11 protein-coding genes are annotated in these 12696 nt (G+C 45.6%); 8 read left to right on the forward strand and 3 right to left on the reverse strand.

Annotated elements, in window-relative coordinates; all coding sequences use genetic code 11:
- The first annotated feature begins 396 nt into the window (after positions 1 to 396).
- From NL646_RS10715 to NL646_RS10740, 6 genes are all read left to right on the forward strand, one after another.
- On the forward strand, positions 397 to 942 hold the full coding sequence (locus tag NL646_RS10715; RefSeq protein ID WP_005478315.1) for a spore coat U domain-containing protein: 546 nt from the start codon (positions 397 to 399) through the stop codon (positions 940 to 942).
- 39 nt (positions 943 to 981) lie between these two features.
- Positions 982 to 1479 (forward strand): spore coat U domain-containing protein, encoded by a 498-nt coding sequence (locus NL646_RS10720; RefSeq protein ID WP_069545964.1) that lies wholly within the window; start codon positions 982 to 984, stop codon positions 1477 to 1479.
- A gap of 21 nt (positions 1480 to 1500) precedes the next feature.
- Positions 1501 to 2259, forward strand: coding sequence for a molecular chaperone (locus tag NL646_RS10725; RefSeq protein WP_069546035.1), 759 nt, complete (start codon positions 1501 to 1503; stop codon positions 2257 to 2259).
- A gap of 59 nt (positions 2260 to 2318) precedes the next feature.
- Positions 2319 to 4694, forward strand: coding sequence for a fimbria/pilus outer membrane usher protein (locus tag NL646_RS10730; protein WP_253664209.1), 2376 nt, complete (start codon positions 2319 to 2321; stop codon positions 4692 to 4694).
- On the forward strand, positions 4691 to 5659 hold the full coding sequence (locus tag NL646_RS10735) for a spore coat protein U domain-containing protein (RefSeq protein WP_021450574.1): 969 nt from the start codon (positions 4691 to 4693) through the stop codon (positions 5657 to 5659). Before NL646_RS10730 ends, NL646_RS10735 begins: the two co-directional genes overlap by 4 nt.
- A 141-nt stretch (positions 5660 to 5800) precedes the next feature.
- The gene (locus NL646_RS10740) at positions 5801 to 6517 is read left to right on the forward strand and encodes a carbonic anhydrase (protein ID WP_005485792.1); all 717 of its coding nucleotides are present in this window, start codon (positions 5801 to 5803) and stop codon (positions 6515 to 6517) included.
- Between the two features lie 83 nt (positions 6518 to 6600).
- Here NL646_RS10740 and NL646_RS10745 read toward each other — a convergent pair whose 3' ends face one another.
- Positions 6601 to 7698, reverse strand: coding sequence for a mechanosensitive ion channel family protein (locus NL646_RS10745; RefSeq protein WP_005462887.1), 1098 nt, complete (start codon positions 7696 to 7698; stop codon positions 6601 to 6603).
- Positions 7699 to 7957: 259 nt separating this feature from the next.
- Here NL646_RS10745 and NL646_RS10750 point away from each other — a divergent pair, with 259 nt between their 5' ends.
- Entirely contained in the window at positions 7958 to 8305 is a 348-nt protein-coding gene (locus NL646_RS10750) for a helix-turn-helix transcriptional regulator (RefSeq protein ID WP_005462888.1), read from the forward strand.
- A gap of 93 nt (positions 8306 to 8398) precedes the next feature.
- On the opposite strand, the gene lldD is transcribed toward NL646_RS10750, so the two are convergent.
- Both lldD and NL646_RS10760 read right to left on the reverse strand, forming a co-directional pair.
- Positions 8399 to 9538 (reverse strand): FMN-dependent L-lactate dehydrogenase LldD, encoded by a 1140-nt coding sequence (gene lldD / locus NL646_RS10755; protein ID WP_020838182.1) that lies wholly within the window; start codon positions 9536 to 9538, stop codon positions 8399 to 8401.
- A 314-nt stretch (positions 9539 to 9852) separates the two neighbouring features.
- The gene (locus tag NL646_RS10760) at positions 9853 to 11544 is read right to left on the reverse strand and encodes an L-lactate permease (protein WP_024702140.1); all 1692 of its coding nucleotides are present in this window, start codon (positions 11542 to 11544) and stop codon (positions 9853 to 9855) included.
- A gap of 162 nt (positions 11545 to 11706) precedes the next feature.
- On the opposite strand from NL646_RS10760, the gene NL646_RS10765 reads away from it, so the two are divergent.
- A complete protein-coding gene (locus NL646_RS10765) occupies positions 11707 to 12606 on the forward strand; it encodes a LysR family transcriptional regulator (RefSeq protein ID WP_005499789.1) in 900 nt (299 codons plus the stop codon).
- Positions 12607 to 12696: the final 90 nt, after the last annotated feature.

A 12696-nucleotide genomic window follows, 5' to 3' on the forward strand; every position in this document is an offset into this window, starting at 1 on the left:
GTTTTAGTAAGAAAGCGCTCCAAAAGGGGCGCTTTTTGTTTATTTTAGCCCTATCTTTTTCGTCCATTTTCTTAATTTCAGCCTAGAATTTTACTGCTGTTTAATAACCAATTTCCTGCTCGACTCTGTTCAAATCGACTTTATTTTCTTCTGAAACTTCAGCAAAGCTTCACTTTCAGTATTTAGAATAACCAAATGACCTTTTTAATTTTAAGGGTGTTTTGTAGTTTTATATCTCGTAAAAGTTGTTTTTTGTGGTTATTTATTTTTTAAGTATGCCTGTTTTTATACCTAACTTACTTCTTTTATATGTTTCGTATTTTATATGCACTTAGTTTGTCATACTTGAGCTATAACTAATAAAACAATCATCGATATACAGTGGAATGTTAGAAAATGGAGCTTTATATGAAAAGAATATATTTGATGATGCCTCTGTTATTAACGTCATTCAGTTGGCAAGCAAACGGCGCCTCAGTGAGCGGCACCATTGATGTTTCCATTAACCTTGTACAAGGTTGTGTGATCAACGGAAATAATGCGGTAGACACTGCTTCTGGTATTGGTTTTGGTTCACTTGATTTCGGCGACGTGCCAGCGATCTTTACTGAGCAAGACGCTGTAGTCAATGGTGGCAGCGCGACGGGCATTGAAGTGCTCTGTAGTAACGGTGTGACTCCGACCTTTACACTTGGCACTGGTTTGTATGACGGAAGTGTAGCAGCTGGCTCCTACGCGATGTCGAATGGTTCCGAGTATATCGAATATAAGTTGTTTACCGATTCAGACAGAAATACCCAAATAGTGCAAAATGGAACGGTGGCGCTTACTGAGTTTACGACCGCAACGGCTCAGACCATTGAGCTTTTTGCGAAAGCTTACGGTACGAGCAGCACTGCGGGATCGTACTCAGATACAATCAGTGTGACATTAAGCTGGTAAACCGTGACGCTGGTTGTTAGAGGCTTTTCACTTGTCGTGATGAGTTGGTGCTCTTCAACTGTGCTGGCTGATGTGACAGAAACTTTTCAAGTATCAGCAACAGTAGACACAGGCTGTTTGATTAATGGCGCAGTACAAGAAGAGAGCGCAACGCAAGCTGGACAAATAGGAACGTTGGATTTTGGTGAACATTCTTCTGTTTATGCAGCGGAAGTACAAGGCAGTGTCACATACAGCTCATCACTTACATTAAGTTGTACTCCGGGTATTGCGATGAATGTTTCTCTAAACGGTGGGCTGAATTCATCGGATGGCGTGCGCAAGTTAAAGCATAGCGAAGAGGTCTCGACGGTAGACTACTTTTTGTTTCAGGATCTGGATTACACACAAGTGCTTGATATCGATACACGATATTCCGTCGATACCACTCAAGACCCAGATAATATTCAGTTTCCTATCTGGGCAAAGGCAATAATAAATGGGAATGAAATGGCCGGAATTTATATGGATACGCTTACGCTGACCTTGGAGTGGTAAGTGATGTTTCGGAGGGATGAAATGGAATTCATACTCAAAAAATCATTATTAATAGCGACCTTCCTTTTTGTTTTTATCTCCAATGCTAACGCCAATTCATTATTAATTTGGCCGATCTACCCCAAAATAACAGCGGAGACGAATGCGACATACCTTTGGATGGTGAATAAAGGCAACGTTGATTCTTACTTACAAGTGAGGATTTTTAAATGGGGACAAAATGAAGGTGAAGATAACTATTCTAATCAAAATCAACTGATTGCCACGCCACCATTTGTCAAAATTGAACCTGGTGAAAAACAGCTGATTCGCATCCTCAATCAAGATGAAGCCACAGCAGGTAAAGAGTACGCTTACCGAGTGATCATCGATGAACTGCCTCCAACTCACGACCCTCTAACCGATTCGATGGAAAATGAACTCGCTGTTAAAGTTCGAATGCGCTACTCCATCCCCTTATTTATCTATGGAAAAGGGCTCAACAATACTCAACAGCAGAATAAGGACAGTGAGTTGTGGAATGGTTTGCAAGCTCAATTGATTAAGAAAAATAATCAACGCTTTATTCACATTAAAAACTCAGGAAATCATCATGTGCGTCTGGTGAATTTACAACTGGATTATCCGAATAAAGAACCGTTAATGATTTCTGAAGGATTAGCTGGTTATATTCTTCCAGAGCAATATAAGGTTTGGCCTATTTCATATAAGAATATAAACAATATGAGTTTGAGTGCGAATATTGGAGGTAAACGCTACAAAATACCATTGACGCAATAATGATAATAATGAACAGACGCAATGAAATGTATGTCTTGCTTTGGCTTGGATTACTAAGTATGGCGTGGAGCAATATTGGCCTTTGTGCGAACTCACCCAACAGTTTTTCTGAGTTACCGAATCCTGAAAACTTTTCTTTTGATAAGTTTAACAATATTAGCTTGAAACTAGAATTGGTGATCAATCAAAGAGCGACGGGGCATATTACCGAAGTCGAGCGCATTGGCGAGCAGTACTTTCTCCAGCGGCAAGATCTAATAGCGGTTGGCGTTACGGCCAAATCGTTGCCAGGAACGGAAGACAGGATTGACGTTTCTTCCATCGCTGGGGTTAACGTGCGTTATTTGCAATCGTCACTGCAACTGGCGATCGACGTTCCGCCGAACTGGCTGCCGATGCAGAGTTTATCTGCACACGATATGGGGCGATTTTCTCCAGCTAAGTTTGGTCGTGGGGGACTGTTTAACTACAACGTTTTTGGTGCGTATGAAAACGAAAGCCAACAAAAGGAGGTTTCTATCGATCATGAAATCAGAGCCTTTTCTGAGTTTGGTGTTTTTTCTACAACGGGAATATTTAAATCCAATTTTCACCGCGATGTTCAGTCTCAGCAAAGCAGTCAATACACCCGTTTCGATACAGGGTATGAGTACGCCAATCAGGCGCGCCGACTTCGTTTGGAAGTCGGAGACTACATCGTCCGTCCTTTGTCTTGGAGTCAGCCGGTGAGAATGGCGGGCATTCAGTTGTCGCATGACTTTTCTATGCGCCCCGACGTAGTGACGACGCCATTGCCAGCGTTTTATGGTGAGGTCACTGCGCCCACGACCTTGGATTTATTCATCAATGGCTTTAAAACCGACTCAATGGCCGTCGGGCCAGGCCCTTTCGTTATTAACGACATTCCCATGATCTCTGGCGCGGGTGAAGCAACCGTCATTGCGACTGATGCTCAAGGCCGACAAACGGTCATGACCAGCCCGTTTTTCCTCTCTTCCGATTTGTTGAAAACAGGATTTACTTCCTACAGTGCCAGTATTGGTGCGCTCAGAGAAGATTTTGGAAACGCATCGAATGAATATGGTGCTGGTGGCGTTGTTGTAGCGATGCGTCATGGCATGACGGATTGGTTAACCTTGGAAACGCAAGCTGAAGCAAAAGATGACCTAATTGTTGCGGGGCTGGGTTTTGTTAGTAATGCGTTCAACTTAGGTACGATAGATGCCTCATTTCGAGTCAGTAATTTTAAAGATCAATCCAGCTCATACGCGCTGAGTTACAGTTACCAATCTAGGTTGTTTAGCTTCGCTGCTAGAACGCAAGTGGAGCAAGCTGATTTCTATACCCTGTCGCATTTGCCAAATTACGAGAAGCTTAATAAAGGGGAGGAGGCATCGCTGAAGTCTCGTCATGTATCGCAAGTCAACATGGGAGTACGGCTAGGGGATTGGGGCTCACTTTCCGGTGGCTATTTCGATATTCAGCAAACCGATTCTAGCTCGCGTACGCTCAATCTTACGTACAGTTATGCTCTGCCTTTTGACATCAATATGTCGCTCTCTTACAACCACAGTATTGGTGGTCAGGCAGTGACATTAGCGCAGTTCTCGTTGCCCTTTGGTTCGCTTGGCGGCAGTGCCGGCTTAACGCTGAAAAGGGAAGATGATGGCGATGTGCGAGGACGCGTTGGTTACAGTCGCCTCGCGCCTATAAAAGGTGGGTGGGGTATCAATTTAGCGCATGACCTCAATGAAGATCCTGAAAACCGTAAGCAAGCCGATTTGACCTATCGTGCCTCGTGGGCTCAGTTTCGAGGAGGGCTCAATGGCACCAGTGGGAATTATGATTATTTTGCGGAAATGGCGGGTTCAGTCTCGACATTGGATGGCAAAATCTTCCCTGCTAACGAAGTGTATGACAGCTTTGCCGTGGTCAGCACCAGTGGTTTTGACGGTATTCCGGTTAAATATGAAAACCAAATTGTTGGCGTGACTGACGAGGATGGCTATTTGCTAGTGCCTTGGGCTACCGCGTATTACACCGCCAAATATGAAATTGACCCACTCACTTTACCAGCGAATGCGGCCTTTTCGACGACAGAGCAGTTCGCTTCGATACATGCAGGTTACGGTTATTTATTAGAGTTTCCCATTGAGCTGCAAATTGCATTGAGTATGACCGTTGTGGATGAAAATCACCTAGTCCTGCCGCTTGGTACGTTTGGGCGTTCAGAGACAGGATTAGTCAGTCAAATTGGGTGGGATGGGTTTACCTACTTTGAAGGCATTGATCCGGGCAGTTACATTCTGTTTTATCCTCAAGGGCAGTCACCATGTAAAGTTTCAATTGAAGGGTTGTATGAGCGCGAGAGTCAAAAAATACAAACACTGAATAGTCAGGTTTGCCTCAAAACAGAAGATGAGGCGGCACTATGATTTTGCATCGCTGGCTGGCTAGTCTACTTCTCTTTTTCTCGTGCTCGACAATAGCTTGTCAGCTCACTGCGTCAACACCTTCAATCCAGTTTGGTAGCGTTTCCTCATTTACGGTGTCGAGCACTCAGCAACAAAGTTCAGCCCAGCCGCATGCGGGGATAACATGTGACTTTTCGACACTTGTGTCGTTGTTGAGTGGCGACTATGTGTCCGTCACATTTACCAGCCTCAATGGTGGGCAGATGACCACCCAAGGAGATGCCAGTTCGGTAATTAACTATCAGATCTTTGGCGATTCAAGCCTTTCAGAAGAGTATGTTTTTGGCCAATTGTACACTTTCACAGACACCGACTTGTTAGATTTGTTGGGGCTGTTTGGAGACCAAGTTGAGTTCCCTCTTTATGCTCGGACGGGAGCTGGAAGTAACCTTTCGGCCGGAACTTATACAGACCAAATTATAGCGTCTTGGGATTGGAATTACTGCAAGGGCGTAGGTCTACCAGGAGTATGTATTATTCGGACTGACGGGAGTGCTCAAAGTACTATTACGGTCGAGTTGGAAGTGACTCCCGACTGTATGATAACCGCGCCGGATATTGATTTTGGTTCATCCCCATTGGTGGCGGGCTTCGATCCCGTTAGTCAGGTTATATCGTTAACTTGTACCAAGAACAGTTCCTTCACCATTGGTTTAAACGACGGCGTAAATGCTTCAGGAGGCCAACGAAGGATGGTATCTGATGGTAACTATTTGGAATATGAAATCTATAAGTCTTCATCGACGGAGCGCTGGGGCTCGGCTGGTGCTGAGCGCCGCGAACAGAGCGATGTCGATACTGGCGATGTCATTCCGGATGGTATCACTCCACAGAACTACAATTATCGCGCGCAGATAATGACAAGCCAAACCACCCCTCCCGCGGGCACTTATACCGACTCAATAATCGTTGATGTTCAATTTTGAGCATCATATCAATTGCATGACTAGAGGAGTTGATTCCAAAGTTTGTTTGCAATCATAGTTTCCACTCTGTAACGACCGAATCCTGTGAGATTAGTATGGCTTTGCTTTTACAACACTTCACTTGAAGGGATAAGGAAAATCATGAAAAAGTCACTTACAGCGATTGGATTGTCTTTGGTATTCGTTGGTTCGGCCAACGCAGCAAACTGGGGTTACGAAGGAAGTCACGGACCAGAGCATTGGGGCGAGTTTGCTTCTGAATGTGCGCAAGGTAAAAACCAAAGCCCGATTGATATTCATTCGGCGACGCAAGCTGAATTAGCAAAACTGCAATTGGATTACCAAGGCAAAGTGGTTGCGCTAACAAACAATGGCCACACATTGCAAACCAGCATTGAGGGAGAGAATGTTCTGACCATTGATGGCAAAGCGTTTGCTTTAAAGCAGTTTCATTTCCACACACCATCTGAAAACCATGTCGACGGCAAATCTTACCCATTGGAAGCGCATTACGTTCATGCCGATGAGCAAGGCAATCTCGCAGTAGTGGCGGTATTTTTTGAACAAGGCAAAGCCAATCCGGCGTTGGCTAATCTGCTAGAAAATGTGCCGGAAAGAGATCAAAACGTAGCGATTCGCGCTCCTTTCGATGCAAACGCTTTGATTCCTAGCGACAAAGACTACTACCGATTTAACGGCTCATTGACCACGCCACCATGTTCAGAAGGCGTGCGTTGGCTTGTGATCAAAGATCCACAAAGCATTTCGGCAGAGCAAATTGCGCAATTTGAACACGTTATGGGGGAAAACAATCGTCCAGTTCAACCGCTCAATGCGCGTATGGTTCTTACCAAATAACCGATGTTTTTTGAGATTTTGTAAGCCCGAAATAAAACAAAGCCCACTCAATGTTGAGTGGGCTTTGTGTGTTTAAGAGCGAATTAAAAACCGCTGTCTTCTTGGTTTTTCGCCATTTGAATCGGGTCGAGCTTCAGTGTCTGAGTTGGGAACGCGATATCTGCGTTGTGCTCTTTAATGATGCCGACGACTTTCAATAAGACGTCTTGTTTCACTTCGTGGTATCTCACCCAGTTCACGGTTTTCGTGAAGGTGTAGATAAAGAAATTCAACGATGATGGGCCAAAGGTATCAAAGTTCACAATCAAGGTTTGGCGCGTATCGATATCTTTGTGGTTCTTTAACATTTCGCGCACTGCGGTGATGATTTCTGGCACTTTGTCGGCATCATCATAACGCAAGCCCACCACTTCGTAGATTCGACGGTTTAGCATTCGGGAAGGGTTTTCAACCACGATGTTGCTAAACACGGAGTTCGGCACATAAAGTGGGCGTTTATCAAACGTGCGGATGCTGGTCATGCGCCAACCAATGCGTTCTACGGTGCCCTCGATTTGACGATCTGGAGAGCGAATCCAATCGCCTACTTTGAATGGACGATCGAAGTAAATCATCAGACCACCGAAGAAGTTCGACAGCAAATCTTTTGCAGCAAGACCTACGATTAAGCCACCCACACCACCAAACGTCAGCAGGCCAGACAGAGACAAGCCAAATGCCTGCATGATGGTTAATACGCCGATAGTGATGATGAATAAGCGCCCAACTTTTGCGATGGCTTGAACGGTGGTTTCGTCTCGGTTTTTCTGTTCCAGAACGAAATCTTCGATATTGGTGATCAGTCGCATGACGGTCCATACGAAGACGCTGATAATAAGAATCAGCTTGAGCGTGCTCAGCCAATTGATCTTGTCATTCAGTTCGCTTTCTAAAATGATGCCAAGTGACACCGTAGCAGGCCAACACCAAATGAGAGTGCTCACTGGCGCTTTGAGCGCATCAAGCAACATGTTATCCCAATGAAAAGGGGTTTTCTCGACAAGAATTGCAAGACGGGAACGGATCACTCGCCAAGCGATCCATGCGATAAAACTGGCTAACGTGATAAAAAGAACACTTCCGCTCCAATCCTGACTATGCGCTTGTACATAGTTTTGTAAATCGGTAAACCACTGTGACATAAGTAACTTTTATTTCTGATGAACCATGGTGGGAAAGGTAGCAGATATTGAAGTATCACCCCAGTAATTTCCGGGATTTCATCCATTTATCACTATTATCTGATGAATTTTGAATCGAAAGCGGACGCGTGCAAGCCTTGCCATACCTTTGCTGAGCGCAAATATTCGAACGATCAATTATAAGTTCTCTGACTTATCGCTAACATTTATCTCAAGCAAGTGTGAGAGTGTATTGGCACTTGAATTATCGGAGGCAGATATGGAATTTACAGAGCTGGATAGAAACGCGCTCTACGACATCTGGATGTCACAAAAAGCCAAAATGCACATCACTCAAATGGAAATGGCAAAGCGCCTAGGTTTGAGCCTACATGAGTTTTCTGGCTTGTTACGTGGTAATTCGCCACTGACGCTAGGTTTTATCAAACAACTTTGTGAACAGCTGCATGTGCGTCCTGGGCAAGTGATTCCATCATTGACTGAGAGAGAACTGTCGGCGGCGGGATCGGTTCATTTGCAAAACCGAGTGACAGTGGATGGTGACATTCGCAATGTGTTCATTGAGGGCAACCAAGTCGTCATTGAGTACGTTCACCAAGTTAGCTAGCTTGCTCGTCAAATTATCGGGTTGAAGAGCAATAAAAAAACGAGCCAATTGAGGCTCGTTTTTTCGTTTCTGCTTTCTGCGTATTCGTAAAGATTATGGGATTTTCACCAACGAATCGCGAGATAGGTCTGCAATGGTTTTTGCGCCAGTCAGCGTCATAGCAACGCGCATTTCTTTGTCGTATAGGTCGAGTAGGTTTTCTACGCCAGCGCCACCTTGTGCAGCAAGCGCGTAAACGAATGAACGACCAAGCAGCGTACAGTCTGCGCCAAGTGCAAGCATACGAACAACATCCAAACCAGTACGAATACCAGAGTCTACGAAGATCTTCAAATCGCCTTTTACGGCGTCCGCAATGCTTGGCAGAGCTTTCGCTGTTGATAGTACACCATCGAGCTGACGACCACCGTGGTTTGATACCACAATGCCATCTGCACCGAAACGTACCGCATCTTTCGCGTCTTCTTCATCCAGAATACCTTTGATGACCATTGGGCCATCCCAAAAATCACGAATCCACTCAAGATCTTTCCAAGAGATCGATGGGTCGAAGTTCGCGCCCAACCAGCCGATGTAGTCTTCTAGTTTCGTTGGTTCACCACGATACGTTGAGATGTTACCAAGATCGTGTGGCTTCCCTAGCAAGCCAACATCCAGCGCCCAGCTTGGGTGACGCATGGATTGGAATACGCGGCGCATTGCTGCGTTAGGGCCACTCATACCAGAGTGCATGTCACGGTAACGCGCACCTGGAACTGGCATGTCTACCGTGAACACTAATGTAGTAACACCTGCTGCTTTTGCACGCTCAAGAACGTTTTTCATAAAGCCGCGGTCTTTTAGCACGTATAGCTGGAACCACATTGGACGCTCAATGGCTGGTGCCACTTCTTCAATCGGACAAACCGACACAGTCGACATGGTAAAAGGAATGCCTTTTTTCTCTGCCGCTTTTGCTGCTTGTACTTCACCACGGCGAGCGTACATGCCAGTTAGACCAACAGGTGCCAGTGCGATTGGCATCGCAAGTTTCTCACCGAAAATCTCGGTCTCCAGACTCAAGTCTGTCATATCGCGTAGGACGCGCTGGCGTAGTGCAACATCGCCTAAATCGTCAGTATTACGCTTCAGAGTGCGTTCGTCGTAAGAGCCGCCATCAATATAATGGAATAGAAACGGAGGTAGCTTGGCTTTCGCGGCAGCGCGGTAATCGGTAGAAGCTGAGATAATCATAATTGTGTCCTAGCGGTTATTCTAAGCAAAGTTGTGGAGCATTTGCTCTTAAGTGAGCTTTCATCGCACTAAGCGCTAAAAGCATCAAAATGAGTATAGTTACCTTTGCATCACTTACTTTTGAATCTGCGATTTAGGTAACCCACTTACATAATTGGTTGAACAATCTTGATTTAATCGCTCAGTCAGTTATGCAAACTGGAAAGGCGACACAGCTGCCGGGGGAATTGATGTAGCAAGCTAAATCAACATGTCGGGGTAGTAGTGCTGACAGCTGTGTCAAATCGGGCAGGGCAGTGAGCCCTGCATTCGTATTACTTCATCAAGACGTCGGTGAGTTGGAATCCGTAAATCAGAACCAAACCGATGATGCCCGTCATTACTAGGTAGTAGAACGTTGGGATGATCGTCTTACGCAAGGTTGCGCCTTCACGACCTAGTAGACCGACGGTTGCGGATGCCGCCACCACGTTGTGAATGGCAATCATGTTACCCGCAGCCGCACCAACGGCTTGCAGTGATACTACAACCACGCTTGAGATAGACAATGTCTGCGCGACTTCGAATTGGAACTGGCTGAACATCATGTTCGATACGGTATTCGAACCCGCGATGAATGCACCTAGCGCACCAACCGTTGCACTTAATGCTGGGAATGCCGAGCCAACGAGGTCTGAGGCAAAGTTCGCGGTTGTTACAGGCATACTTGCTAGGTCAGCACCGTTTACACCTGAGTTGATGAATATACGTACCATCGGGATAGTGAACACCAATACGAAGCCTGCACCGATTAGCGTTTTGCTTGACTCGCCGAATGCTTCACGCAAAGGTTTTGCGCTACCACTTTGCAGTACAGCAGCAAGCAGAGCAACGAACACCAATACACCACCAGGAAGGTAAAGCGGCTGAATCGCAGCGCTAACGCCTGTCTCGCCTAGAATGTTGCTAAACGACATGCTGACGCTTTGCAATAGACCTTTAAACTCAGAGCTTACGCGGCTTGCTACCAAAATAACGGCCAGCATTACATAAGGAATCCACGCTTTTACCAAGCTCATTGGCTTACCAGGATTGTCGTGCAGATCCACTTTCAAAGAGCCTAGCCACTCTGCTGGCCATTTGTCTTCGCTTTCAAAATCCCATTTTGTTTTAGGAACTAGGAAACCTTTTTTCGCAGCAGTTACGACTATAGAAAGACCAACCAAACCACCAATCAGCGATGGAAACTCAGCGCCCAAGAACACGCCAGTTAATGCGTAAGGAACGGTAAATGACACACCTGCGAATAGCGCAAACGGTAGAATATCCAGACCTTCGCTCCAGCTTCTGTTCTTGCCGAAGAAACGTGTTAACATCATCGCCATCAATACAGGAATCATCGTACCAACCACGGCATGAATTACGGCAACGTTAGCCGTGATGTGCTGTAGGTATGCTTCCCATGTTGAGCCTTGAGCTGCCAACGCTTCACTGATGTTGTGCGTATCCAAACCTTTGTTTACACCGACGATAATCGGCGTACCCACAGCACCAAACGATACTGGTGTTGATTGAATCATCATGCCCATTAGTACCGCCGCTAGGGCAGGGAAACCGATCGCAACCAATAGTGGCGCGGCGATCGCTGCTGGTGTACCAAAGCCCGATGCACCTTCGATGAATGAGCCAAAACACCAAGCAATAATGATGGCTTGAACTCGACGATCGGCAGAGATATCGGTAAATCCGTTACGGATAGTGGTGATCGCTCCAGTGTGTTTTAAAGTGTTGAGCAAGAAGATGGCACCAAACACGATCCAAAGAACAGAGACAGTAATTCCTAAACCTTGGAATACTGATGCCAGTACGCGAGTAGCTGACATATCCCAAAACATTAGGGCGATAGCGACGGTTAAACCGAACGCAACAGGCATAGCTTTTTTAGCAGGCCAGTTGAGACCAACCAATAAAATGGCGGCAACAACAATTGGCGAAAAGGCCACTAGGGCTAGTAGGGTTTCACTCATTTGTACATCCTTCGTACGCTGACTTCTCGAACGGTGTCAATCCGCTGTAGAGGCGACTTTTTGTTGTAATGGTTTTGTTAATTTGGCGTGAATTTACTCCTTTATTTTTTATTGATATAGGGAAATAATGAAAATAATTAATTCCAAAAGTGACATAATTGTATGCGAGCAGACGACTTAATCCTGTTTTCTCAGGTCATCGAATTAGGCAGTTTTAGTAAGGTTGCAGAAGCAAATAACCTTACAAATTCGGTAGTTAGCAAAAGAATGGCGCGACTAGAAGAAGAGATAGGTGCACAACTATTATATCGAACTACGCGCAAATTGACCCTGACCGAAGCTGGGAAGGTGTTGTTACACAGTGCTAAAAATGTGAAGCAAGCCACTCAGGAGGCTATGGACGCTGTTGCAGGCTTTGGGGAGAATGTGAGCGGTCATATCAAGATGTCGGTGCCGACTATCTCCGGTGACTTGATTCTTGCCGACGCGGTGGCGGAGTTTTGTAACCTTCATCCGGGTCTCACTGTCGATATGTCGCTCGATAATCGCTTTGTTGATCTTGTCGCCGATGGTTACGATTTAGTCATCCGAACCGGTTACTTGGAAGACTCCAGTTTAATTGCTCGGCACATACTCGACTCTCAATGGGTGGTATGCGCATCGCCTTCTTATATTGCTAAAAACGGCAAACCTATCGAACCTATCGATCTGACTTCGCACAACTGTTTGCAATACGCTTATCAAACCACCGGTGCATCGGAGTGGGAATTTAAGAGTGACGAAGGCAATTATATTGTTCGAGTCTCTGGAAGCTTTTCAACCGACAATGCCACCGCTTTGCGCAAAGCAGCATTAGGCGGACACGGCATTGCGTATGTACCTCGCTGTTTGGTGTACCACGATATTCGTAATGGCCAGTTGGTGGATATTTTCCCCGAACTGGTCGGCAAAAAGCTGGGCATTTACGCGGTATATCCGTTTACGCGTCAGCCGCCGAATAAGGTTAAGCTGCTTATCGAGCACATTCGCGAACGTTACCTCACCATTTCTCATTACTTCTAGGTGCTTCATATTGTTTGTATTTTTTGGTTGAATTTCGCCACTTGAGCCCTAATCTAGCTATTGAGAATAAATCTCAATAAAAACAAAACA

This window comes from Vibrio sp. Y20_XG_PY13, from assembly GCF_024181925.1.
Lineage (GTDB): Bacteria > Pseudomonadota > Gammaproteobacteria > Enterobacterales > Vibrionaceae > Vibrio > Vibrio parahaemolyticus.